Source organism: Sphingopyxis sp. GW821-FHT02C12 (assembly GCF_059421785.1).
In genome coordinates this window covers 3,155,083-3,178,072 of the sequence record NZ_JBWKVQ010000001.1, presented here as the reverse complement: position 1 = coordinate 3,178,072, position 22,990 = coordinate 3,155,083, and the positions used below count along the sequence as shown (strand labels likewise).

Sequence of the window (22,990 nt, the reverse complement as noted above, 5' to 3'; positions counted from 1 at the left end):
AAAACAGGGGTTGGTATCATGTCTTGCCCGGGGAGGCTGGATTGTCGAGCGTCAGTTCGCCTTTTGGCGCGCGTCGACCTTTTTCACCATGTCGATGAAGCGTGACAGTTCATCGACGGCGCTGTCGATGTCGTCCCGCTGGCTGCGGAGCAACGCGATGCGCTCCTGGCATTTTTCGATCGTCACCTGGCGCTGGGTCTTGCGGTCGTCGCCGACGTCGTAAAGGTCGATCATCTCGCGAATGTCGGCGAGGCTGAAACCGGTGCGCTTGGCGCGCAGGATCCAGGCAAGCCGCGCCCGGTCGCGCTTCGAATAGATGCGCGACAATCCCTTGCGCGACGGGCTGATCAGCCCCTCATCCTCATAGAAGCGCAGCGCACGCGCGGTGACGCTGAACTCCGACGACAGGTCGGTGATGCTGAACTGTTCGCGGCCGAGGTGATCGGGCGTATCGATGTGGGCGTGGCCGTAGTCGTCGGTCATCGGAGGAGAATAGTTTCCGTTGACGTGAACGTCAAGGCTGGCGGAGCGGAGGGAAACCGGTGGATCAGGCGCCGCACGGCATGGTCATATTGCCGCGCTTGTCCTTCATCTGCAAGCGTCTTGCATCGCCCTCCGCCCAGCTCGCACGCGGCAGGCGCAGACCCGACAACGACGCGCGTTCAGGGCAGAGCTTGTCGCACTGCGACGGCAGCCCGCCGGGCAGTTGCAGCTCATCCTCTTCCTCGCGAACCAATGCGCTGCAGCCCTCGGCGCCGGCGAAATCGAGCCGCCAGCCTTCGCCGTCGCGAACGATACGCCCGCTCGCCTCGCACGACAGGCCCGGGCCGAAGGCGGCGGTGACGGCGAAGCGCCAGCGGTCGGCGCCGTCGGGGACGACGCACATCGCGTCGCGGCCCAGATCGTGGCGTCGCTCGAACACCCCGGTCAGGTCGGTCGCCTCGGGCCGGACGATGCCGCGCTCGCGCGCCGCGATCTCGAGCGGATTGCCGCTGTCGGCGCTCTCGGTCGCCTCGGGCGCGGGCCGCCCGCAGGCCGCGAGCAGCAGCAACAGCGCGCAGCCGAACTTACGCATCGTCGTCGAGGAAGGTCAGCCGGCCATCGCTCTCGACGCGGCGATAAAAGCAGGATCGCCGCCCGGTGTGACAAGCCGGCCCCGCGGGGGTGACGCGGAGCAACAGCGCGTCCTGATCGCAATCGACGCGCATTTCGACGAGCGTCAGCCCATTCCCGGATGTTTCTCCCTTGCGCCACAAGGCCTTACGCGATCGCGACCAGAAATGCGCCTGCCCTGTCTCTTGCGTCAGCCGGATCGCGTCATCGTTCATATGCGCCACCATCAGCAAAATCCCGCTATCGGCATCGGTGACGATCGCCGTCACCAGTCCGGCGGAATCAAAACGCGGGTCGAAGCGGTCGGTGGCATCACGGATATCGGTCATGAAAGGCGCTTTAGAGCAGGACAAATGCAACTGTCACGCAAGAGTCCAAATTGGGGGGGCGACAATTGCGATTCCCCTCCCTATATGCGCCGCAGTCACTGCCCCGCACAGCTGGACAAAAATGCTCACCACACACCCGTTCGATGACGACAAGCTCCGTGAGGAGTGTGGCGTCTTTGGTATTCACGGCGCCGAAAGCGCGGCCGCAGTCGTCGCGCTGGGCCTCCACGCGCTCCAGCATCGCGGCCAGGAGGCCGCGGGCATCACCGGCTTCGACGGCAGGGAGTTCCATACCCACCGCGCGATGGGCCATGTCGCGGGCAATTTCGACCGCGACGACATCATGCGCCAGCTCGCCGGCGCCTCGGCGGTCGGCCATGTCCGCTATTCGACGACCGGCGAAACCGCGCTGCGCAACGTCCAGCCGCTCTACGCCGACCTGTCGACCGGCGGTTTTGCCGTCGCGCACAACGGCAATATTTCCAACGCGACGGCGCTGAAGAAGATTCTCGTCCGCCGCGGTTCGATCTTCCAGTCGACCAGCGATACCGAGGTGATCATCCACCTCGTCGCGACGTCGAACTACCGCACCCTGCTCGACCGCTTCATCGACGCGCTGAAACAGGTCGAAGGCGCCTATTCGCTGATCTGCCTGACCGCCGAGGGCATGATCGGCTGCCGCGACCCGCTCGGCATCCGCCCGCTGGTCATCGGCAAGCTCGGCGATGCCTTCATCCTCGCGTCGGAAACCGTGGCGCTCGATGTCGTCGGCGCCGATTTCGTGCGCTCGGTCGACCCCGGCGAACTGGTGATCATCCGCGACGGCGAACTCACCTCGCACCGCCCCTTCGCCGAACGCCCGGCGCGCCCGTGCATCTTCGAATATGTCTATTTCTCGCGTCCCGATTCGATCGTCGACGGGACGAGCGTCTATTCGGTGCGCAAGGCGATCGGCGCCGAACTGGCGCGCGAAAATCCGGTCGAGGCCGACCTCGTCATCCCGGTTCCCGATTCGGGCACCCCGGCGGCGATCGGCTACGCGCAGGAATCGGGCATTCCGTTCGAACTCGGGATCATCCGCTCGCACTATGTCGGCCGCACCTTCATCCAGCCGGGCGACAAGGTCCGTCACCTCGGCGTCAAGCTGAAGCATAATGCGAACAAGGCGCTGATTGCCGGCAAGCGTGTGGTGCTGATCGACGATTCGATCGTGCGCGGCACGACGAGCCTCAAGATCGTGCAGATGATGCGCGATGCCGGCGCGACCGAGGTGCATATGCGCATCGCCAGCCCGCCGACCCAGCACAGCTGTTTCTATGGCGTCGACACCCCCGAGCGCGCCAAGCTGCTCGCGGCGCAGATGACCGTGGGGCAGATGGCGAATTTCATCAACGCCGACAGCCTGTCGTTCATCTCGATCGACGGCCTGTATCGCGCGCTCGGCGAGGCCGAACGCAGCGACCGCGCGCCGCAATATTGCGATGCCTGCTTTACAGGCGACTATCCGACCACGCTCACCGATTTCGACGAGCATGGATTGGAAGATCAATTTTCCCTGCTCGCCGAACGAGTTGTCTGACACCATGCATATTCAGTCTGAAGAATTGGCGGGCCAGGTCGCGCTCGTCACCGGGGCAAGCCGCGGCATCGGCGAAGCGATCGCCGAAGCGCTGGCGGCGCGCGGCGCGCATGTCGTCATCACCGCGCGCACCGCGGGCGGACTCGAAGAACTCGAAGACCGCATCCATGCCGCCGGAGGCAGCGCCACGATCGCGCCGCTCGACCTCACCGACGGTGACAGCATCGCCCGGCTGGCGAGTGCGATGGCCGAACGCTGGCAGAAGCTCGACATGCTGGTGCTCAACGCCGCGATGCTCGGCACGCTGACCCCGGTCGGCGCGATCGACGGCAAGGAATTCAACAAGCTGCTGACGCTCAACCTGATCGCACAGCAGGCGCTGATCGCCAATTTCGACCCTTTGCTGCGCCGCGCCGCCAGCGGCCGCGTCCTCGCGCTGTCGAGCAGCGTGGCGCGCGAACCGCGCGCCTATTGGGGCGCCTATGCCGCGACCAAGGCGGCGCTCGAAACGTTGATCACCAGCTATGGCGCCGAGATGCGCAATATCTCAACCGTGCGCACCGCGATCCTCGACCCCGGGGGCACCCGCACCCAGATGCGCGCGCGCGCCTATCCCGGCGAAGACCCGCAGAGCATCAAAGACCCCGCCGCGGTCGGCGCCTTTGTCGCGCGATTGATGATCGACGGCTTCGACAGCACCGCCTTTCATGCGCTGCCCAAGGTGATGGCGGAGGCTTAACGCGATATTTGCTTTCGCGACCTAGGATGTCCGTTCGATACGGGTTTTCATGAAGGTTTCGGGAATGACCAGCGGACTTATTCGATCGGCGATTGCAACGATCGTCGGCATCGTCGTGGCGTTCGGCCTCATCCTGCTCTTCCAATATGCCAGCGCGAGCCTGTTTCCCGCCGGCTATGACACAGCGGTCTATGATGTTTCCGCCGAGGAAATCGAGGCGCCGCTTGGCACGACGATCGCGCTGATCATCGGTTGGTTCGTCGGCACCTTCGCCGGCGGATGGCTCGCCATGCGGGTGTCGGCAGGCACTGGCGCCGGCTGGATCGTCGCCGGCGCGGTGATGGGCGCGGCCATCTACCGTGCCTCTTCGCCCGTCGACGAATGGTGGATTTTTGCCCTGGCCGTACTCGTCCCCGCCGCCGCGGCCTGGCTTGCGCAGCGCGCGACGGGCTTCGCGACCCCGGCTACGGCTTGACCGCGGCGTCCTTGTCGACGGCCGCCTGCACCGTCTTGTAAAATGCCTCGCGCGCCGCGCCGACGCCCTCGGGATCGGTCGCGGTCGGCCAGTTGCCGTTCGACGCGATCACCAGCTTGCGCTTGGGATCGATGAAGATCCCCTGCCCGAAGATGCCCTGCGCGGCGAAGCTGCCGTCGTCATTGGTCCACCATTGATAGCCATAGCCGCGGCCCGGGATGTCGATGCCCGTCTGTTTGGTCGTGGCCGACGCGATCCAGTCGTCGGGCAGGACCTTCTGCCCGCCCGCAACGCCGCCGTTCAGGATGAACTGGCCGAAACGTGCATAGTCCTTGAGGCTCGCCGACATGCAGCAGCCGCTGATCTCATGCCCCGTCGGCCCGAGCATCCACACCGCATTCTGCTCCATGCCGAACGGCTTCCAGACCTTCTCCGACAGATAGGCGGACAGCGTCTTGCCCGTCGCGCTCGACACCAGCACCCCGATCAGATTGGTCTCGCCGGTCTTGTACACCCACTTCGACCCCGCAGGCGCTTCACGCGGCAAGGTCTTCATATAGCTGACGGTGATGTCTTCTCCCGCCACCGGTTTTTGCAGGTTGAACTGCGCCACATCGGATTTGGGATCGGTATAATCCTCATTCCATTTGACGCCCGAAGTCATCGTAAGCAGCTGCTTCACCGAGACATCGTCATAGGCCGAGCCCTTGAGCCCGGGGATATAGACGGTGACCTTGTCGTCGAGGCTCTTGATATAGCCGTCCTTCACCGCAGCACCGACCAGCGTCGAGGTGAAGCTCTTGGCGACCGAAAAGCTCGTCCAACGGCCCGCGGCGCTATAGCCGAGCGCATATTTTTCGAGCCTGATCTTACCGTCCTGGACAATGATCAGCCCGGCATTGCGCTGCTTGCCCATATAGGCATCGACATCGGCCCCGATATCGAGCGGCTTGCCCTGCGGCAAGGGATAGACCGGCCCTCCGGCTTCAACGGTGTTGACCACCACCTTGGGCACCGTCTCCATCGTGCGAAAAGCGGCGTCGCGTTGATCCTGGGTCCAGAACAGCACATTCAAATCCTTCGGCAGGTTGTCGGTTTTCGTGGGTGCGGGGGATGTGCATCCCGCCGTCGCGCACAGCAGCGCCGCCGCCATAAGCCTTCGCATGTATCGTCTCCCCCTGCTTGTTTTCAGGCTGTTTTTTCAAGCGTGACCTGGGCGACGTCGATGCCGCCGCCGCGAAAACCGCCCTCGCAATATTGCAGATAATAGCGCCAGAGCCGGATGAACCGCTCGTCGAACCCTGCGGGCAATTGCTGGCTCGCCACCGCCGCGTCGAAGCGTTCACGCCAGCTTCGCAGCGTCTCGGCATAGTCGGGTCCGAACCGTCGCACATCGCGCCAGGCAAGCCCGCGTTCCTCGGCAAGCTTACGGAAGCGGCTTTCGGATATCAGGCAGCCGCCTGGAAAGACATAGGCCTGGATGAAGTCGCTGCTCGCGGCATAACGCTCGAACAGGGCGTCGTTGATCAGGATATACTGGATCGCGGCGCGGCCACCGGGCCGCAACAGCCGCGCGACGGTGTCGAGATAGGCGGGCCAATAGGCCTGCCCGACCGCCTCGACCATCTCGACGCTCGCGATCGCATCATAGGGGCCCTGCGCATCGCGATAATCGCATAATTCGATCGCACTGCGTCCCGACAGGTCGACCTCGGAGAGCCGCGCATCGGCGATCTCCGCCTGCGCCGGCGAAAGGGTGATCCCGGTGTAGATCACATCGTGGCGTTCGACCGCCCGTTCGGCAAGCGCGCCCCAGCCGCAGCCGATTTCGAGCAGCCGGCTACCCGACCGCAGGTCGAGCCGGTCGAGGATCGCGTCGAGCTTTTCGACCTGCGCCTCCTCCAGCGATTGCGCCGCTTCCGCAAACAGCGCACTCGAATAGTTCATGCCAGTGTCGAGCCACAAGCGATAGAAATCATTGCCCAAATCGTAGTGAGCATGGATGTTGCGCTTGGCGCCGCGGCGGCTGTTGCGGTTGAGGAAATGCGCCGTGAGATTGAGCCAGCGCCACGGTCCGCGCGATCGTGCGGCATTGCCCAACGTCTCGCCATTGCGCATGAACAGGTCGAACAGCGGCACCGGGTCGGGCGAAGACCATTCGCCCTTGTCCCAGGCGCGGTACCAGCCCACCGATCCCGACAGCGCGAGGCGGACGAGGGCCGCCCAGCTGTGGACATGCACCACCGCGACCGGCCCGCGGCCTCGCCCCCCGAGAATGCGAATGCTGCCATCGGGGAGATGGGCTTCGAGCGTGCCCTGTTCGAGTCCGGCGTCGATCTTGTCGAGACGGCCATGGAAAAAGGCGGCGGGCGCTCGCGCCATCATCGAGGCGATCAGCCCGCCCGACCGAAAGGCGCGATCCGCCCGCAGCAACCGTCGGCCCCGCCCCGTCCTGACATGCGTGTTCATAGGGTCATCACTGCCGCAAAGCGGCGCGGCTGACAATCAATTGTCGTGCGCCTTCATGACGTCATACGCCGCAAGCGCCCGGGCCCGCGCCTCGCGATGCCCGATGAGCTTGGCGGGATAGCCCACCGGCCGTACCCCATGTTCATCCGGGTCATGTACGTGATGTGCGTGAAGATCGAGCAATTCCGGCACCCATTCGCGAATATAGTCCGCCGCATCGAACTTCTCCGACTGCGTCAACGGCGCCATGATGCGCGGAAACATGTTCGAATCGATACCGGTGCCGGCGGTCCACTGCCAGTTGACGCTGTTGTTCCCGTAATCCGCGTCGACCAGCGTGTCCCAGAACCATTGCTCGCCGAGCCGCCAGTCGATCAGCAGATGCTTGATCAGGAAACTCGCCGCGATCATCCGCACCCGGTTGTGCATCCAGCCGGTCGCCCAGAGCTGGCGCATCCCGGCATCGACGATCGGATAGCCGGTGCGGCCCTGTTGCCAGGCTTTGAGGTCGGTGTCGGCCGCCTTGCCGGTGCGCCAAGGGAAGGCGTCGAAGGCTTCGCGGGCGTTACAACCGCCGTAATCGGGATATTGCAGGATGACATTCTGCGCATAATCGCGCCAGCCGACCTCACTGAGAAACACGTCGACCGATCCGCCCGCATCGGCGAGCCGATGCCAGACATGGGCGGGCGAGACTTCGCCGAAGTGCAGGTGCGGCGAGAGACGCGAACTGCCCTCTTCGGACGGCAAGTTGCGGCGGCGGTCGTAATCGGCGGCTTCGTCGATGAAATCGGCGACGCGGGTGCGGGCGCCCTCCTCGCCGGGCGTCCATTCGTTGCCGAACCCCGTCGCCCAGTCGGGCTTGGTAGGGAGGAGGTTCCAGTCGGCGAGTCTGTCGGAGGCCGGCCACTTCGGCGGTGCGGCGATCTCGCTCGGGCGGTTCGCCGGCGCTGGCGGCGGCATGCGTTCTTTGAGCGCCCGCCAGAAGGGGGTGTAGATCTTGTAGAGGTTGCCGGTGCCGGTCGTTACCGATCCCGGCGGGGCGAGATAATTGCCGTCGTGGCAGACCAGGTCGAGGCTCTTGGCGACGGCGCGCTCGGCGTTCCGCCACCAGGGTTCATAGTGATGCAGGCAATGGACCTGCCCTGCCCCGCATTCCTCGGCGATTTGAGCGAGTTGCTCGTCGCACTTGCCGCGGCGCAGGATCAGCCGCGAGCCCTCTTCGCGCAAGGCGGCATCGAGGCTGGCAAGACTGTGGTGCAGCCACCAGCGCGAGGCGCCGCCCATCGCGCGGTGTTTCGGCGTTTCGTCGTCGAGGATATAGACCGGGATTACCGGCCCCGCCGCCGCGGCGGCGAGCAGCGCCGCCTGATCGGACAGGCGAAGGTCGCGGCGAAACCAGACGATCGAGGGTGCGGTCAGGGCGTGGGTTCCGGCTTGGGGTCGACGATGACTTGAAACTGCCCGCGGCTGAGGCGGTTCCCGAAGCGCTGGTCGGACAGGACCAACCGGCCCTTTGTGTCGAACTTCGCAACCGGCATCCGCGACCAGAACAGGAAGGCCTGCGCCACCGGGCTGGTTTCAACGAGCGGTGCGACGCGCGGGTCGTCCATGCCGGTCGGCATGCCGGTGATATCAACATCGCCCCCCGCGCCGATGTCGAAACTGGCGCTGCCGTAACGCTCACCGCTGCGCCAGAAGACGTCGCGTTTCCAGAACATCAGCGGCGGCGGGCTGGCGACGACGAGCGCGTCGTCATGTCCGCCGCCGCGCAAGACCGCGCCGATCTCGCGCTCGGCGGTGCCGGTGATCAGGCCGTTGAACAGGATATAGCCGCAGACCGCGGTGAAACCGACCCAGGCCGGACGCGTCCAAGCCGCGACCTTCGCGCGCTCGCGGCGGAGTGAGAGCCAGATCGACAGGCCGAGCGCGATCCATATCCACAGGTCGATGATGAAGATGCTGTCGCCGTAGAACCAGCGGTGGCTGAACGGTTCGAGGAGGCGGATGCCGTAATTGTTGAGCCAGTCGAGCGCGGGATGGCTGAGGCAGCCGACATAGGCGAGCGCGAGCAGCCAGCCCTTGTGGATCGGCAGGCGGTTTTCGGGGCGCTTGCCGCGTTTGGTCTGCCAGCGGTCGAAGCCGATCATTGCGGCCCAGAGCAGTATGGGGAGCAGGACGAGCGCGATCGGGCCGTGGGTGATGCCGCGGCGCATCGACAGCGAAAGCTGGCCGTAGATTGTGCAGGCGGCGTCGATATCGGGCAGGTTCGCCGCGATGATGAGCGTCGGCATCGCGAGGCCGGTCTTTTTCTTGAGCCCCATCTGGCCGAGCACGGCACCGACGAGGCTGTGGGTCAGGTTGTCCATAGATCCTATAGACCCGACCCACAGCGTTATCGCAATGCGTTAAAGATCAGGCCCGCCCTCGGTCACCGTCCAGGTCTGCCCCTTCTTGAGCAGGCTTTGCAAGTCGGCGGTCTTGCCTTCGGCGGCGGCCTTATTCTGGCGCCAGACGTCGGCTTCGAAGGTCGGGCGCGGGTCGTCGTAGAGGACGCCGAGGGCCATCGGGAATTCGCCGAAGCGCATTTCGACGAGCATGTGCGCGACGCTGCGGTTGGTGACGTCATGGACGATCACACCCGCCGCCTGCCAGTCGCCATCGACCACGTCGACGACCTTCAGATGCAGAGCTTCGCTGTCGAGCGCGATGCCCTTCGTGCCCTTTGCAAAGACCATCGGTTCGCCATTTTCGAGCCAGAGCTGGCGATCCTCGGCGCCCTTGGGGGCGGCGAAATCCTCGAACACGTCCTTGTTGTAGACGATGCAATTCTGGAAGATTTCGATGAAGGCGGCGCCCTTGTGGGCATGGGCGGCTTTCAGAACCTCAGGCAGCTTTTTCGACACGTCGAAACCGCGCGCGACGAAGCGCGAACCGGCGCCGAGCGCGAAGGCGGCGGGCTGGGCCGGACGATCGACCGAACCATAAGGCGTCGAGGGACTGGAGGTGCCGACACGGCTGGTCGGCGAATATTGGCCCTTGGTGAGGCCATAAATCTCGTTGTTGAACAGCATGATCTGGCAATCGAGATTGCGACGGATCAGGTGCATCGTGTGGTTGCCGCCGATCGACAGCCCGTCGCCGTCGCCGGTGACGATCCAGATGTCGAGGCCCGGATTGGCGAGCTTCAGCCCCGTCGCGAACGCCGGCGCGCGGCCATGGATCGTGTGGAAGCCATAGGTTTCCATATAATAGGGGAAACGCGACGAGCAGCCGATGCCGCTGATGAACACGGTGTTTTCGGGCGTCGTGCCGATTTCGGGCATGGTGCGCTGCACCGCCTTCAGAATCGCATAGTCGCCGCAGCCGGGGCACCAGCGGACTTCCTGATCGGTTTCCCAATCCTTGAGCGTCGTGGTGCGGGCGATGGTGGTCATCTCGTTCATCAGAGGGCTCCCTCGATCGCGGCTTCGATTTCGGCGATGGTGAAGGGCTGGCCCGACACCTTGTTCACCGGCTTCGCGTCGACCAGATACTGGTCGCGCAGCACGGTCTTGAGTTGGCCGGTGTTCATCTCGGGCACGATCACCTTGTCATAGCTTTTGAGCAACTCGCCAAGGTTGGCGGGCAGCGGCCAGATGTGGCGGATATGGATGTGGCTGACGTCGGCCCCCTCGGCGCGCTTGCGGCGCACCGCCTGGTGGATCGGGCCGAAGGTCGAGCCCCAGCCGACGACCGCGAGCTTGCCGCCCTCGGCGCCGAGTTCGACGACCTGATCGGGCACCTTGATGCCGTCGATCTTGTCCTTGCGGATGTCGGTCATCGCCTGATGGTTCGACGCCTCGTAATTGATGTGGCCGGTGTCGAGTTCCTTCTCGATCCCGCCGATGCGGTGGAGCAGGCCGGGGGTGCCGGGCTTGACCCACGGGCGCTTGAGTTTTTCATCGCGGCCATAGGGCTTGAACCCGCCTTCGGGCACTTCGGTGAGGAATTCGACCGGGAACGCCTCGTAGGTGGTGAGATCGGGGACCGCCCAGGGTTCGGCGGCGTTGGCGATATAGCCGTCGGTGAGCAGCATCACCGGGGTCATATATTGCACCGCGATGCGCACCGCCTCGATCGCGCAGTCGAACGCGTCGCCGGGCGAGCGCGCGGCGATGACAGGCAGCGGCGCGTCGCCGTTGCGGCCGTAGACCGCCTGATACAGATCCGACTGCTCGGTCTTGGTTGGCAGGCCGGTCGAGGGACCACCGCGCTGCGAATTGACGATGACGAGCGGCAGTTCGGTCATGATCGCGAGGCCCATCGCCTCGCCCTTGAGCGCGATGCCCGGGCCCGACGAGCTGGTCACACCGAGCGAGCCACCATAGCTGGCGCCGATCGCCGAACAGATCGCCGCGATTTCGTCCTCGGCCTGGAAGGTCGTGACGTCATATTCCTTGAGCCGCGAGAGGTGATGCAGGATCGCCGACGCGGGGGTGATCGGATAGCCGCCGAAAAACATCGGCAGCTTCGCGAGTTGCGCCCCCGCGACGAGCCCGAGCGCGATGCCCTCGGCCCCCGTCAGCGTGCGGTAGAGGCCGGGCGCGACCGGCGCGGGATCGACATGGTGCTGGATGAGCGGTCCCGCGAGTTCGGCGGTCTCGCCATAAGCGTGGCCAGCGTTCAGCGCGGCGACGTTGGCGGCGGCGAGATTCGGGTCCTTGGCGAATTTTCCGTTGAGCCAGTCGATCAGCGGCTGGCGCTCACGGTCGAACATCCAGAGCGCGAGCCCCAGCGTCCACATATTCTTGCAGCGCAGCGCTTCCTTGTTGCCGAGGCCGAACGGCTTGACCGCGTCCATGGTGAGCCGGCTGATGTTGAGCTTGAGCAACTGCCATTTGGCGAGGCTGCCGTCGTCGAGCGGGTTGGCGTCATATTTCGCCTTGGCGAGGTTGCGGTCGTTGAACTCGCCCTCGTCGGCGATGATCAACCCGCCCGGCTTGAGCGACGGCACATTGGTCTTGAGCGCCGCGGGATTCATCGCGACGAGCACGTCGGGCGCGTCGCCCGCGGTGTCGATCGCCGAAGACCCGAAATTGATCTGGAACGCCGACACGCCGAACAGCGTGCCCTGCGGCGCGCGGATCTCGGCGGGGAAGTCGGGGAAGGTCGCGAAGTCGTTGCCCGCGAGCGCCGACGACAGGGTGAACTGGCCACCCGTCAACTGCATCCCGTCGCCGCTGTCGCCGGCAAATCGAACCACCACTGCATCGGAAAGGGGGGACTGCCGATTGTCGGCTCGGTCCTCTACCGCACTCGCCATTTTCTATCTCTGCCTTTGAATCTTGCGAACCTGTGACATTGGCCTAGGCCCGTCGGCGGCAAGCCGCAATTCAGAAAAAATTGTGCGCTGCAAAGCGAATGCGCGCCATAGGCGACGAGATCGGTTGCCAATTGCCATTGAATTATCGGCCGCGATGCCGAATAGCTGCGCCGACAACATAAGCGAGGGACGAACAGGATGACCGACGGCACCACCCATTTTACGCGCCCCGATGTGGCGGCCTTTCTTGCCTTCCTGAATGCACAGGAAGGCCCGAAGATGGAGGAGATGCCCGCCGAGGGCGCTCGCGAAATGTTCCGGGTGATGACGCAAATGGCCGACAGCCCGCGCGGCGAGATCGCCAAGGTCGAGGACCGCAGCATCCCCGGCCCGGCGGGCGACATTCCGATCCGGCTCTATGACAGCCGACCGGATCGCGAGACGGGTCCGGTGCTGGTCTTCTATCATGGCGGCGGCTGGGTGATCGGCGACCTCGACACGCACGATGGCTGGTGCGCCGAGGCGGCGCGCCAGCTCGACATGCCGGTGATCGCGGTCGATTACCGGCTGGCGCCCGAACATCCCTTCCCTGCCGCGCCCGAGGATTGCGAGGCGGCGACGCGCTGGGTCGCCGACAATATCCCCTGCACCGGGCTGGTGCTGGCGGGCGAAAGCGCGGGCGGCAATCTGACCATCGCGACCGCGCTGACGCTGCGCGACAAGCCGGCGTCGAAGCCGGTGGTCGCGATTCACCCCATCTATCCCGCGGTGACCACCCACGACGACTGGCAAAGCTACCGCGATTTCGGCGAGGGCCATTTGCTGACCCAAGGCAGCATGACCTGGTTCAGCGATCAATATGCCGCCGACCCCGCCGACTATCGCGCGTCTCCGCTCGATTTCCCGGCCGAGGGCCTGCCCCCGACGCTGCTGGTCACCGCCGGACTCGATCCGCTGCGCGACCAGGGCCGCGCCTATGCCGCCAAGCTGGTCGAAGCGGGGGTGACGACGGTTTACCGCGAGGGCGCCGGCACGATCCACGGCTATATCAACCTGTCGCAAGGCATTCCGAGCGCCAAGGACGACATCAAGGGGGCGCTGACCATGCTCAAGGCGATGGTCGCCGAAGCGACCGCGACGGCATGAACGACCATAGCAGCCTGCCCTATCGCCCCTGCGCCGGGGTGATGCTGGCCAATCGCGACGGGCGCGTCTTCGTCGGGCAGCGGCTCGATACGACAAGCGAGGCGTGGCAGATGCCACAGGGCGGGATCGACCCCGGCGAGGACGCCGAGATGGCGGCGATCCGCGAACTCGGCGAGGAAACCGGGGTGCATGGCGGGCTGGTCGAGATCATCGCACGCAGCCGCGAGGAATATTTCTATGACCTGCCCGATCATCTGATCGGCAAGATGTGGGGCGGCAAATATCGCGGCCAGCGCCAGCACTGGTTCCTGATGCGCTTCATGGGCGAGGACAGCGACATCAATATCGCGACCGAGCATCAGGAGTTTCGTGCCTGGCGCTGGTCCGACCTGAACGAGATCGAGAAATTGATCGTGTCGTTCAAGCGCGCGCTCTACCGCTCGCTGGTCGAGGAGTTCGGGCCGCTGGTCTGATCGCGGAGCGCCAACGCGGTGCGGAAGACATCGGCGAACATCGCCGCGGTCAGGCGCCCGGTGTTCGTGTTGTAGCGCGAGCAGTGATAGCTATCGAGTAGGTGCCGGCCATCGGGGAGCGCATGAACGGCGCCGTGGGCGAAGGGATAGGCGGCGAGCCGCCCGCCGAATGACCGGACGACCGCGTCATGCGCGATCTTGCCCAGCGCGACGATCACGCGGACGTCGGGCAGCGCCGCCATTTGCGTTTCGAAAAAAGGCCGGCAGGCGGCAATCTCCTGCGGGGTCGGCTTGTTTTGCGGCGGCAGGCATTTGACGCTGTTGACGATGATCGCGCCGTCGAGCGTCAATCCGTCGTCGATGCGGGCGTTATAGCGGCCGCGGCTGAGGCCGAACTCGGCAAGCGTCGCGAACAAGAGGTCGCCGGCATAATCGCCGGTGAAGGGCCGTCCGGTGCGGTTGGCGCCATGCTTGCCCGGGGCGAGGCCGGCGAGCGCGAGCCAGGCGCCGGGATCGCCAAAGGCATGAACGGGGGCGTTCCACCACTCGGGATATTCGGCGCGGCACGCGGCCCGGAACGCCACCAGCCGCGGGCATCGAGGGCAGTCGCGCGGCGGTTCGGTGCCGGGCAAAGGGCTTACAATCTCCACCCGCCTGCGATAGGCGCAAGCCTGTGAGCAAAGCAACGCCATCCCGCGTCCCCTTGGCCCTCTATGCGATCGGCCTCGGCTCGAACCGCCGCCATGCGCGGTTCGGCGACCCGCGCGCGGTGCTGATGGCGGCGCTCGCCGCACTCGAAAGCGACGACATCGAACCCGTCGACGCCAGCCCTATCATCGCCAGCGAGCCGATCGGCCCATCGCGGCGCCGCTATGCCAATGCCGTCGCGCTCGTCGCCTCGCCGCTTTCCCCGTCCGAGATGCTCGGACGACTGCAGGCGATCGAGGGCGCATTCGGCCGCCGTACCGGCCAGCGCTGGAGCGCGCGCACGCTCGATCTCGACATATTGCTCTGGTCGGGCGGCACTTGGGCCGACCGCGATCTGACGATCCCGCACCCGGCGATGGCGAGCCGCGCTTTCGTCCTCGGCCCGCTGCGCGCGATCGCGCCCGACTGGCAGCATCCGCTGCTCGGTCGCAGCGTCCGCCAGCTCGCGGCGAAACTGGTGCGGGCAAAGCCGGTTGACCGGAACGCATCGGCGCACTAGGGCGACGGCTCACTTCGCGGGCGACCTTTTCGAGGCACCGCGATGGGCCCTTAGCTCAGTCGGTAGAGCAACTGACTTTTAATCAGTAGGTCGCTGGTTCGAACCCAGCAGGGCTCACCATATCCCGTCTCGGCCAGCGAACCAGCGAGTCTCGGGCGGTCCAATCGTCAGGCCGATCGACCTGGCAGGGCTCATCCCCTCCCCCACCGCTTCCGATTGCGCTTTCGGGTGCGTCACCCTATGCAGCCAGCTGAAAGCGGGGGTTATTCGGTCGATGGTTCGGATGCGGTTGCCCAAGAATTCCGAACTGGCCGATGCCCTTCGTTCGCTCCACGGGCCGTTGATGGTCGTCGGCGGGCTGAGCGCCTTCATCAACGTCCTCGCGCTCGCCAGTTCGATCTTTCTGATGATGGTCTATGACCGGGTGCTGCCGAGCGGCAGCGGGGCGACGCTGTTCGGGCTGTTCGTCCTGTTCGGCCTCGCCTTCGTCTTTCATGGCGTGCTCGACGTGTCGCGCGCGCAGATGCTCGTCGATATCGGGCGGGCGTTCGGCGACAAGCTGTCGCCGCGGGTCGAGCAGTTGCAGTGGCAGTTCGCCATCGCACCGCCGCCGGGCAGGCCGCGCCCAACGCAGGACCTCGACCATATTCGCGGTTTCATGTCGGGTTCGGGACCCGCCGCCTTCATCGACCTGCCGTGGGTGATCTTCTTTCTCGCGGTCCTGTTCCTGCTGCATCCGTGGCTGGGTGTCGCGACGCTGGCCGGCATCATCGTGCTCGCGCTGCTGACCTGGCACACCGAGCGGTCGATCGCGAAGAACATGACCCTGCTCGAACCGCTGCGTTATACGCGCGGGCAGGATCAGGAAATGAGCTTCCAGAATGCGGCGACGCTGAAGGGGCTGGGCATGACCGGAACCCTCTCGTCGCGGCTGCGGCAGAGCGACGGCGCCTATCAGGACGAAAGCAACCGCATCAGCCGGATCGTCGCCCGCGCGGGCGGAACCGGGCGCATCTTTCGCATCTTCCTGCAATCGGCGGTGCTCAGCGTCGGCGCGCTGCTGGTGATCGACGGCAAGGCGTCGGGCGGAATCATCTTCGCCAGCTCGATTCTCGCCGGCCGCGCGCTGGCGCCGATCGATCAGGCGATCGCGCAGTGGCGCGGCTTCGTCGCGGCCCGGCAAAGCTGGACCCGGCTCGACGAGATGCTCGGCAAACTTGCCGAAGAGACCGCAAAGCCCGTTCGCCTGCCGCGGCCGACGAAACAATTGCAGGTCGACCGGCTGACCCTCGTCCCCGCCGGCAGCGACCGGATCGCGATCGCCGACGTCAGTTTCGATGCGCAGGCGGGCGACGTCATCGGGGTGATCGGCCCGAGCGGATCGGGGAAATCTTCGCTGCTGCGCGGCCTTGCCGGGATATGGCCGCCGGTGCGCGGCGGCATTCGGCTCGACGGCGCGATGCTCGACCAGTGGGAGGGCGACGAACTCGGCAGCTATCTGGGTTATTTGCCGCAGGAAGTCGGCCTTTTGTCGGGCAGCGTCGCGGCGAATATCAGCCGCTTCTCGCCGACGGCGGGGTCGGACCAGATTTTGGCGGCGGCGCAGCAGGCCGGGGTCCACGACCTGGTGGTCTCGCTGCCCGGCGGCTATGAAACCGAAATCGGGTCGGGCGGGCATAATCTGTCGGCCGGCCAGCGCCAGCGCATCGCCCTCGCCCGCGCGCTCTATGGCGATCCGTTCCTGCTTTTGCTCGACGAGCCCAATTCCAACCTCGATCCCGAGGGCGAGGCGGCGCTGGCAGGAGCGATCAAGCGCGCGCAGGGTCGTGGTGCGATCACCCTGCTCGTCACCCACCAGACGCGCATTTTGAGTTCGACCAACAAGCTGCTGGTGCTTCGCGACGGCAAGGTCGCCGGATGGGGACCGCGCGACAAGGTTCTGGCGGCGCTCGCGCAGAGCGCGAAACAGGCGCCACGCGACGGCGGCCTGAAAGCCGTGAACTAGGCCGCGATGACCGACGCTCAGGACCAGCCAACAGGGACCCCCGCTGCCGCGGCAGTGAGTGTTTCGTCGCCCGACGTTACCGCCGCGCTGGCGACGCGGATGCGGCGCGCGCTGTGGTTGATGGTGGGGATTATCGCCGCGCTGCTGGCGATCTCGACGATCGTGCAGATCGACGGCGCGGTCGTCGGCAGCGGCGCGCTGTCGGCCGAATCGCGCGTGAAGACGATCGCGCATCCGACCGGCGGCATCCTGTCGCGCCTGCTCGTTCGGGACGGCGATCGTGTGCGCGCAAATGACATCGTGATGGAATTCGCGACCGACGTATCGGGACCGAGTTCCGAACTCAGCAACCAGTCGCTGGACCAGTTGCTGGCGCGGCAGGCGCGGCTCGATGCCGAACGATCGGGCCGTTCGCAGATGCGCTGGCCCGCGGGATATCCGCCGCCCGCCGATGACGAGGCGCGCGCCGCGCTGGCGCAGGAACGGCGATTGTTGCAACTGCGCCAGAGCGAGATGACCGGCAACCGCCGGCTGCTCGACGAGCGGATTTCGCAGTTCAACGAGCTCAGTCAAAGCTATCGCGTCCAGATCAATTCGGCGCGGCGACAGCTCGAAATCATCCAGCCCGAGCTGGCCGGGCTGCGGCAGCTATATGAAAAGCGGCTAGTCACGGTGAACCGGCTCAACCAGCTCGAACGCCAGGCGGTCGAACTCGAAGGGTCGATCGGCGCGCTCGAGGCGAACATCGCGCAGACCAACGCGCGCATCTCCGAAGTCCGTGAGCAAAAACTCACCATCGAGCAATCGCGCCGCGCCGAAGCCGGCGCCGAACTGGCCCAAGTCGACGCCGCGATCGCCGACCAGCGCATCCGTATCGCCGACGCCGACGACCGCTTTTCGCGCTCCGTCGTGCGGGCGCCGGCGGCGGGGGTGATCGAAAAGCTGGCCTTTACGACGATCGGCAGCGCGGTTCCCGGCGGCACCCCGATCGCGCAGATCGTGCCCGACAAGGATGCCCTGATCGTCGAAGCAAGCGTGCGGCCTTCGGATATCGACCAGTTGAAGGTCGGACAGCCGGCACGGATCATGTTCCCGACGCTCGAACAGAATGTCACGCCCGAACTCGCCGGCAAGCTCATCTATCTGGCCGCCGATGCCACCGACGACGGTCGGGGCGGCCCGCCCTTTTTCCGCATTCGCGTCGAATTGCCGGTCACGACCCGCAACATGCCGATCCATACCCAGCTTCGTGCGGGATTGCCGGCGGAGGTGTTCCTGCGCACCGGCAGCCGGTCGCTGATGTCCTATCTGCTGAAACCGCTGCTCGACCAGATCAACCACGCCTTTCGGCAGTGACGCCCGCAGGGTCGCCGGGCGCCACCCGACGACGACCGGATCAACCCGGGAAAGCGGGCGCCTTGCTGACCATTGCCGGCAACGGGCGGCCCATGACGCCGGTAAACCAGGTCGCAGCGTCAACGATGGCGGGCAGGTCCAGCCCCGTGGCCACGCCGCCGCGTTCGAGCAAATAGACGACGTCCTCGGTCGGGACATTGCCCGCGGCGCCCGGCGCGAAGGGGCAGCCGCCGAGCCCGCCGAGCGACGCATCGACGGTCGCGGCGCCTTCGGCAACCGCCGCCCAGACATTGGCGAGGCCGGTATTGCGGGTGTTGTGGAAATGGACACGAACGGGCAACCCGCTGACCGCTTCGCGGACGCGGCCGACCATGTCGGCGACCTGCGACGGCACCCCGACGCCGATCGTGTCGGCGAGCGCGATCTCGCGCGGCGCCGCATCGGCGGCGCGCTTGGCCATTTCAACGACGCGGTTGATCGCGATCTCGCCCTCGAACGGGCAGCCGAAGGCGGTGGCGATGGTGATCTGACCGCTGCGACCCGCGTCCTTGGCAAGCGCGACGATCTCCATCGCGGCGGCGAGCGATTCGTCGGACGTCTGGCCCTGATTGCGGATGCCGAAACTGTCGCTGGTTACGCACACCGCGCCGAGTTCGTCGATCCGGCCGGTCGCGACGGCGCGTTCGGCGCCGCGGCGGTTGAGGACGAGGCCGATGTAGGTGACATCGTCACGGTCGGGGAGCTGCGCCACCAATTCCTCCGCATCGGCCAGTTGCGGCACCTTTTTGGGATTGACGAAGCTCGTCACTTCGATGCGGCGCGCGCCGTAACCGATCGCGCGGTAGATCAGCGCGAGCTTGTCGGCGGTGGCGACCGCAAGTGCTTCATTTTGCAGGCCGTCGCGGGGGCCGACTTCGACGATTTCGATGCTGGTTTGCTTCACGATTTTGCCTATCTTCGCGCATATCCGAGATTGCAGTTGATAATTGCATAGCATTCTAAGTATATCATGGCCACAGGGATTGAGGATGTCGGGCCGCGCGCGGTCCCCTTCCTAGGCTAAAGAGACGCCCGAAGGGAATGATATGACGGAAGCGAGCAGCGGGGGAGCGCTGGAAGGGTTGAAGGTCGTCGAAATGGGGCAGCTGATCGCCGGCCCCTTTTGCGGCCAGTTGCTCGGCGACATGGGCGCCGAGATCGTCAAGCTGGAGCCGCCGGTCGGCGGCGACCAGATGCGCAACTGGGGCCAGGGTGACAAACCGAGCTGGTGGCGCGTCATCGCGCGCAACAAATATTCGGTCGCGGTCGACCTGCGCAGCGAAGAAGGCCAGGCCCTCGCGCGCGAGCTGATCGCCAAGGCCGACATATTGATCGAGAATTTCCGGCCCGGCACGCTCGAGAAATGGAACCTCGACCCGCAGGAGCTGCGCAAGACCAACCCCGGGCTGATCGTCGTGCGCGTGTCGGGCTACGGCCAGACCGGCCCCTATTCGTCGCGCGCCGGCTTTGGCGGCATCGGCGAGGCGATGGGCGGGTGGCGCGGCATCGTCGGTTATCCCGACCTGCCCCCCGCGCGCATGGGGGTGTCGATCGGCGATACCCTCGCCGCCACTTACGGCTGCATGGGCGCGCTCGCCGCGCTGCATCATCGCAGCAAGACCGGTGAAGGCCAGATCGTCGATTCGGCGCTGTATGAGGCGGTGCTGCAGGTGATGGAATCGACGGTATCGGACTATTCGGCGAGCGGCACCAAGCGGCGGCGCACCGGATCGACGCTCCCCGCGATCGCACCGTCGAACGTCTATCCGTGCAGCGATGGCGAATATCTGATCGGCGCCAACCAGGACGGCGTCTTCGCGCGGCTCGCCGCGGCGATGGGCCGCCCCGAACTCGCGGACGACGAACGCTATGCGACGCACCGCGCGCGCGGGGTGCGGCAGGAGGAGCTCGACGCGCTGATCGGCGAATGGACGGCCACGCTGACGATCGAGCAGCTCGAGGCGAAGATGGTCGAGGCGGGCGTTCCCGCCGGACGCGTATTCGATGCCGAGGACATGCTGGCCGACCCGCATTTCGCCGCGCGCGACGCGCTGGTCACGGTGCCCGACGCCGAGCTCGGCGAAATCCGCATGCAGGGAGTCTTCCCCAAGCTGTCGGGCACGCCGGGCAGCGTCCGCCGGCCTGCCCCGCTGGTCGTCGGACAGGATACGGACGATGTGCTGAAGCGCTGGCTCGGACGCGAGGGTTGAGACGATGATCACCCTCTGTGGCGGCGCCACCCCCAATGCGCGCAAGATCGCGATCGCACTGCTGGAGATGGGGCTGCCGTGGCGGCTCGAATATATCGATATCCTCGCGGGCGACCAGCTGACCCCCGAATTCCTTGCGCTCAACCCGAACAACAAGACGCCGGTGATCGTCGACGAGGACGGCCCCGGCGGCGAGCGCTTCGTCCTGTGGGAGACCGGCGCGATCCTGCTCTATCTCGCCGAAAAGACCGGCCGCTTCGTGCCGACCGATCCGGTGAAGCGCGCGACCTGCTGGCAGTGGCTGATGTTCCAGGTCTCCGGCGTCGGGCCGATGTTCGGGCAGGAAGTGCATTTCACCCATTACGCCAAGGATCGGCACGATTATGCCATCGCGCGCTACAGCCGCGAGGTCGACCGGTTGATGATGGTGCTCGACAAAAGGCTGGGCGAAGCGACTTGGCTGGCCGGCGAGGATTATACGATCGCCGACATGGCCACCCTGCCCTATCTGCGTCGCCAGCTGATCGACAAGGCGGGGCGTTTCCCCCATGTCGAGCGCTGGGGCGCGGCGATGCTCGAACGGGCCGCGGTCGCCGAGGGCATGACCGTCGGTGTCGCCCGCGCCGAAACGATCGAGGGCGGGCTGACCGGATTTACCGACGAGCATCGCGCGATCCTGTGGGGCGACCGGCAGCATCAGGCGCGGTAGCGCCGCCGGCGGATGGATCGCGATGCCGGACGGAGCGCGGAAGACGACTTGGTCGCACACGCTCTCGATCCGGTCGCCGCACCGATCAGATCAGCGACTTCAACCGGTCGACTCCCGTCGCCTGCCGAAGGATCCGGGCCGCGAGCGCATTTCCGTTCACGGCATTGGTAAAGACGACGATCGCTCGTCCGCTGCGGGGATCGCCGACGCCCATGGTTTTGAAGATCCCGTAATTGCTGCCACTGTGCTGGAACAGCAGGCCCGCCGGGGATTGTTCCAGTTCCCAGCCCAGCCCCCGCGAAATGTCGCGCCCGCGCACGTCGAGCCGGGGGGTGAGCATCGCCCGCCGCGTCGTGTCGCTGATCTCCCACGCCGCCCGCGCCGGCCGGTCCATCATGAGCGCCATGAACTTCGCATAGTCGGACGCGGTCATCAGGAGGCCGCCCGCCGAATTGACCAGCAGGTCGTGGGTCGATGGCGGCGTCTTGGGATCGCTCTCTCGCATCGCGGCGACCGAATCCTCATAGGTCCAGGTTGAGATCGGCTTGCCCCGCTTTTTCGCGACCCGTAGCAGCCGGTCGCCCAGTTCGCGGGTGGGCTGGGGCGGAAGCACCTGCTCGCCTTCCGGCGGTTCGGAATGGCCGAAGACCGCCGACTTTGCGATGGCTTCGTCCCAGCCGAAGCTGCTGTGCGACATCCCGGCCGGGTCGAACAGTTTCGCCCGCATCACGCTGCCGAGACCCATTCCCATGATGGTCTCGACAACCAACTGGAGCCAGATGAAGGCTTCGCCGGAATAGGTGTAAATCGATCCGGGCGCGCTGCTCGTGACCAGCGGCTCGGAGGCCCAGTTGGGCAAGCCCGTCGAATGCTCCAGCACATGCCGGGCAGTGATCCGCTCGAGATTCGGGTCATCGCCCAAATTCGCCGGCCGGCGATAGGCGACGAGCGGCGTATCGAGATCGAGGCGCTTTTCATCGACCAGCCGCATCACGACATAGGCGAAGACAGGCTTGGTCATCGACGCGGCTTCGAACAGCGTATCCTCGCGCACCGGGTCGCGGGTGAGGATGTTTTTGACGCCGAAGCTTCTGCTCCAGGCGAGCGTCCCGCGATCCACGACCGCGATGGCGGCGCCGGGCACCCCGGCGATCCGCATGAGACGCGGAAGGTCCGCGACCAGTTCCTCGGGCGGGATCCAGGCGGCGTTGCCGTCCGGGCATCGCCCGCCCGTACCGGCGCGGGCGGGCGTCGCGCCGCCGGCGATCAGCGCCGCCGATCCGACCAGCACCGCCCGCCGTCCGGGCATCGTTCCGCCACTCATCTTTGTTCGCCGCCCAGCCAGCGCATCAGGCGAGCGACACGGCGAACAGACAGGACAAAAGCTTCATCGGTTTCCACTTCCAATCGATCATCTCGCTCATTGATAGCGCAGCGTCTTTTCGAACCCCTCATTCGCCTTGGTCATCTTTGCCAGTTTCCTGAGTTGACCGCGAACATGGCGCTGAAACCGCGCGTCGTCATAGATACCCGTCGCCCGATAGTCTTCCTGCCCGACCAGTTTCTTGATCTGCGCAGCGAAGGCACTCTGCTCATCGGTGCAATGCGCGGCGATCAGGGCACGGCAGACCCATTCCTCGGCGGCCGCCTTGTCATAGTCGTCCTGTGCCTCATACCCGCGCCGGTCCGCTGCCGCCTGATCGAGGCTCGAAGCCTCAAACCGCCGGTCCAGCCATTTCCGGACCTGCTCGCCATTCCACGCTTTTGACGGATCGTTCATCGCTTACTCCAAGCCTTGTCGGCGCCAATCTCCGTGCTTTGGCGACGCACGAGCCT

The 22,990-nt window shown here is 65.7% G+C and carries 23 protein-coding genes and 1 tRNA gene; 11 read left to right on the top strand and 13 right to left on the bottom strand.

The features are described 5' to 3' along the window. Positions 1-51: 51 nt before the first annotated feature. The 3 genes from AC07U1_RS15140 to hisI form a co-directional block, all read right to left on the bottom strand. A complete protein-coding gene (locus AC07U1_RS15140) occupies positions 52-483 on the bottom strand; it encodes a MerR family transcriptional regulator (RefSeq protein ID WP_056347361.1) in 432 nt (143 codons plus the stop codon). A 64-nt stretch (positions 484-547) separates the two neighbouring features. After that, positions 548-1,075 carry a hypothetical protein gene (locus AC07U1_RS15135; RefSeq protein ID WP_495175923.1) on the bottom strand — a complete coding sequence of 176 codons (528 nt, stop codon included), beginning with the start codon at positions 1,073-1,075 and terminating at the stop codon, positions 548-550. Next, a complete protein-coding gene (gene hisI, locus AC07U1_RS15130) occupies positions 1,068-1,442 on the bottom strand; it encodes a phosphoribosyl-AMP cyclohydrolase (protein ID WP_495175924.1) in 375 nt (124 codons plus the stop codon). The genes AC07U1_RS15135 and hisI overlap by 8 nt, the downstream gene beginning before the upstream one ends. Positions 1,443-1,563: 121 nt before the next feature. On the opposite strand from hisI, the gene purF reads away from it, so the two are divergent. The 3 genes from purF to AC07U1_RS15115 are packed head-to-tail and all read left to right on the top strand — an operon-like array spanning position 1,564 to position 4,235. Further along, positions 1,564-3,021: an amidophosphoribosyltransferase gene (gene purF / locus AC07U1_RS15125; protein WP_056347365.1), complete on the top strand. Its 1,458-nt coding sequence runs from the start codon at positions 1,564-1,566 to the stop codon at positions 3,019-3,021. A 4-nt stretch (positions 3,022-3,025) separates the two neighbouring features. Then, positions 3,026-3,760 carry an SDR family NAD(P)-dependent oxidoreductase gene (locus AC07U1_RS15120; RefSeq protein ID WP_492738119.1) on the top strand — a complete coding sequence of 245 codons (735 nt, stop codon included), beginning with the start codon at positions 3,026-3,028 and terminating at the stop codon, positions 3,758-3,760. Positions 3,761-3,809: 49 nt separating this feature from the next. After that, positions 3,810-4,235: a hypothetical protein gene (locus AC07U1_RS15115; RefSeq protein WP_495197727.1), complete on the top strand. Its 426-nt coding sequence runs from the start codon at positions 3,810-3,812 to the stop codon at positions 4,233-4,235. Here the strand turns inward: AC07U1_RS15115 and AC07U1_RS15110 are convergent. The 6 genes from AC07U1_RS15110 to AC07U1_RS15085 are packed head-to-tail and all read right to left on the bottom strand — an operon-like array spanning position 4,225 to position 12,009. After that, positions 4,225-5,400 (bottom strand): serine hydrolase domain-containing protein, encoded by a 1,176-nt coding sequence (locus tag AC07U1_RS15110; RefSeq protein ID WP_495175925.1) that lies wholly within the window; start codon positions 5,398-5,400, stop codon positions 4,225-4,227. The genes AC07U1_RS15115 and AC07U1_RS15110 overlap by 11 nt on opposite strands. A 23-nt stretch (positions 5,401-5,423) precedes the next feature. Then, positions 5,424-6,704 carry a class I SAM-dependent methyltransferase gene (locus AC07U1_RS15105; protein ID WP_495175926.1) on the bottom strand — a complete coding sequence of 427 codons (1,281 nt, stop codon included), beginning with the start codon at positions 6,702-6,704 and terminating at the stop codon, positions 5,424-5,426. Between the two features lie 36 nt (positions 6,705-6,740). After that, positions 6,741-8,126 carry a cryptochrome/photolyase family protein gene (locus AC07U1_RS15100; RefSeq protein ID WP_495177445.1) on the bottom strand — a complete coding sequence of 462 codons (1,386 nt, stop codon included), beginning with the start codon at positions 8,124-8,126 and terminating at the stop codon, positions 6,741-6,743. Continuing rightward, positions 8,123-9,073, bottom strand: a complete 951-nt coding sequence (locus AC07U1_RS15095; RefSeq protein ID WP_495175927.1) for a metal-dependent hydrolase — start codon at positions 9,071-9,073, stop codon at positions 8,123-8,125. Before AC07U1_RS15095 ends, AC07U1_RS15100 begins: the two co-directional genes overlap by 4 nt. Positions 9,074-9,112: 39 nt before the next feature. After that, positions 9,113-10,150, bottom strand: coding sequence for a 2-oxoacid:ferredoxin oxidoreductase subunit beta (locus AC07U1_RS15090; protein WP_495175928.1), 1,038 nt, complete (start codon positions 10,148-10,150; stop codon positions 9,113-9,115). After that, the gene (locus AC07U1_RS15085) at positions 10,150-12,009 is read right to left on the bottom strand and encodes a 2-oxoacid:acceptor oxidoreductase subunit alpha (RefSeq protein ID WP_495175929.1); all 1,860 of its coding nucleotides are present in this window, start codon (positions 12,007-12,009) and stop codon (positions 10,150-10,152) included. Before AC07U1_RS15085 ends, AC07U1_RS15090 begins: the two co-directional genes overlap by 1 nt. Before the next feature lie 198 nt (positions 12,010-12,207). Here AC07U1_RS15085 and AC07U1_RS15080 point away from each other — a divergent pair, with 198 nt between their 5' ends. Both AC07U1_RS15080 and AC07U1_RS15075 read left to right on the top strand, forming a co-directional pair. Beyond that, positions 12,208-13,155 (top strand): alpha/beta hydrolase fold domain-containing protein, encoded by a 948-nt coding sequence (locus tag AC07U1_RS15080; protein WP_495175930.1) that lies wholly within the window; start codon positions 12,208-12,210, stop codon positions 13,153-13,155. Next, positions 13,152-13,628, top strand: a complete 477-nt coding sequence (locus tag AC07U1_RS15075) for an RNA pyrophosphohydrolase (RefSeq protein WP_495175931.1) — start codon at positions 13,152-13,154, stop codon at positions 13,626-13,628. Before AC07U1_RS15080 ends, AC07U1_RS15075 begins: the two co-directional genes overlap by 4 nt. Here the strand turns inward: AC07U1_RS15075 and AC07U1_RS15070 are convergent. Further along, a complete protein-coding gene (locus tag AC07U1_RS15070; protein ID WP_495175932.1) occupies positions 13,589-14,278 on the bottom strand; it encodes a uracil-DNA glycosylase in 690 nt (229 codons plus the stop codon). The two genes, AC07U1_RS15075 and AC07U1_RS15070, sit on opposite strands and share 40 nt — an antisense overlap. 23 nt (positions 14,279-14,301) lie before the next feature. Between AC07U1_RS15070 and folK the strand changes: the two genes are divergently transcribed. The 4 genes from folK (at position 14,302) to AC07U1_RS15050 (ending at position 18,196) form a co-directional block, all read left to right on the top strand. Next, the gene (gene folK / locus AC07U1_RS15065) at positions 14,302-14,835 is read left to right on the top strand and encodes a 2-amino-4-hydroxy-6-hydroxymethyldihydropteridine diphosphokinase (RefSeq protein WP_495175933.1); all 534 of its coding nucleotides are present in this window, start codon (positions 14,302-14,304) and stop codon (positions 14,833-14,835) included. Between the two features lie 44 nt (positions 14,836-14,879). Then, positions 14,880-14,955, top strand: a tRNA-Lys gene (locus tag AC07U1_RS15060). Between the two features lie 169 nt (positions 14,956-15,124). Next, a complete protein-coding gene (locus AC07U1_RS15055; RefSeq protein ID WP_495175934.1) occupies positions 15,125-16,840 on the top strand; it encodes a type I secretion system permease/ATPase in 1,716 nt (571 codons plus the stop codon). 6 nt (positions 16,841-16,846) lie between these two features. Further along, complete coding sequence (locus tag AC07U1_RS15050) at positions 16,847-18,196, top strand: HlyD family type I secretion periplasmic adaptor subunit (RefSeq protein WP_495175935.1); 1,350 nt, start codon at positions 16,847-16,849, stop codon at positions 18,194-18,196. A gap of 40 nt (positions 18,197-18,236) precedes the next feature. Here AC07U1_RS15050 and AC07U1_RS15045 read toward each other — a convergent pair whose 3' ends face one another. Further along, complete coding sequence (locus AC07U1_RS15045; RefSeq protein ID WP_495175936.1) at positions 18,237-19,139, bottom strand: hydroxymethylglutaryl-CoA lyase; 903 nt, start codon at positions 19,137-19,139, stop codon at positions 18,237-18,239. Positions 19,140-19,281: 142 nt separating this feature from the next. Between AC07U1_RS15045 and AC07U1_RS15040 the strand changes: the two genes are divergently transcribed. Then, positions 19,282-20,445 carry a CaiB/BaiF CoA transferase family protein gene (locus tag AC07U1_RS15040; protein WP_495175937.1) on the top strand — a complete coding sequence of 388 codons (1,164 nt, stop codon included), beginning with the start codon at positions 19,282-19,284 and terminating at the stop codon, positions 20,443-20,445. Positions 20,446-20,449: 4 nt separating this feature from the next. After that, positions 20,450-21,154, top strand: a complete 705-nt coding sequence (locus AC07U1_RS15035; RefSeq protein ID WP_495175938.1) for a glutathione S-transferase family protein — start codon at positions 20,450-20,452, stop codon at positions 21,152-21,154. An 85-nt stretch (positions 21,155-21,239) separates the two neighbouring features. Here the strand turns inward: AC07U1_RS15035 and AC07U1_RS15030 are convergent, their stop codons facing one another. Further along, the gene (locus tag AC07U1_RS15030) at positions 21,240-22,445 is read right to left on the bottom strand and encodes a serine hydrolase domain-containing protein (RefSeq protein ID WP_495175939.1); all 1,206 of its coding nucleotides are present in this window, start codon (positions 22,443-22,445) and stop codon (positions 21,240-21,242) included. Between the two features lie 129 nt (positions 22,446-22,574). Next, on the bottom strand, positions 22,575-22,934 hold the full coding sequence (locus AC07U1_RS15025) for a hypothetical protein (protein ID WP_495175940.1): 360 nt from the start codon (positions 22,932-22,934) through the stop codon (positions 22,575-22,577). Positions 22,935-22,990 lie beyond the last annotated feature (56 nt).

Coding starts and splice junctions, on each gene's coding strand:
- AC07U1_RS15140 (WP_056347361.1), bottom strand. CDS start 483: ATGACCGACGACTACGGCCACGCCCACATCGATACGCCCGATCACCTC.
- AC07U1_RS15135 (WP_495175923.1), bottom strand. CDS start 1,075: ATGCGTAAGTTCGGCTGCGCGCTGTTGCTGCTGCTCGCGGCCTGCGGG.
- hisI (WP_495175924.1), bottom strand. CDS start 1,442: ATGACCGATATCCGTGATGCCACCGACCGCTTCGACCCGCGTTTTGAT.
- purF (WP_056347365.1), top strand. CDS start 1,564: ATGCTCACCACACACCCGTTCGATGACGACAAGCTCCGTGAGGAGTGT.
- AC07U1_RS15120 (WP_492738119.1), top strand. CDS start 3,026: ATGCATATTCAGTCTGAAGAATTGGCGGGCCAGGTCGCGCTCGTCACC.
- AC07U1_RS15115 (WP_495197727.1), top strand. CDS start 3,810: ATGAAGGTTTCGGGAATGACCAGCGGACTTATTCGATCGGCGATTGCA.
- AC07U1_RS15110 (WP_495175925.1), bottom strand. CDS start 5,400: ATGCGAAGGCTTATGGCGGCGGCGCTGCTGTGCGCGACGGCGGGATGC.
- AC07U1_RS15105 (WP_495175926.1), bottom strand. CDS start 6,704: ATGAACACGCATGTCAGGACGGGGCGGGGCCGACGGTTGCTGCGGGCG.
- AC07U1_RS15095 (WP_495175927.1), bottom strand. CDS start 9,073: ATGGACAACCTGACCCACAGCCTCGTCGGTGCCGTGCTCGGCCAGATG.
- AC07U1_RS15090 (WP_495175928.1), bottom strand. CDS start 10,150: ATGAACGAGATGACCACCATCGCCCGCACCACGACGCTCAAGGATTGG.
- AC07U1_RS15085 (WP_495175929.1), bottom strand. CDS start 12,009: ATGGCGAGTGCGGTAGAGGACCGAGCCGACAATCGGCAGTCCCCCCTT.
- AC07U1_RS15080 (WP_495175930.1), top strand. CDS start 12,208: ATGACCGACGGCACCACCCATTTTACGCGCCCCGATGTGGCGGCCTTT.
- AC07U1_RS15075 (WP_495175931.1), top strand. CDS start 13,152: ATGAACGACCATAGCAGCCTGCCCTATCGCCCCTGCGCCGGGGTGATG.
- AC07U1_RS15050 (WP_495175935.1), top strand. CDS start 16,847: ATGACCGACGCTCAGGACCAGCCAACAGGGACCCCCGCTGCCGCGGCA.
- AC07U1_RS15040 (WP_495175937.1), top strand. CDS start 19,282: ATGACGGAAGCGAGCAGCGGGGGAGCGCTGGAAGGGTTGAAGGTCGTC.
- AC07U1_RS15035 (WP_495175938.1), top strand. CDS start 20,450: ATGATCACCCTCTGTGGCGGCGCCACCCCCAATGCGCGCAAGATCGCG.
- AC07U1_RS15025 (WP_495175940.1), bottom strand. CDS start 22,934: ATGAACGATCCGTCAAAAGCGTGGAATGGCGAGCAGGTCCGGAAATGG.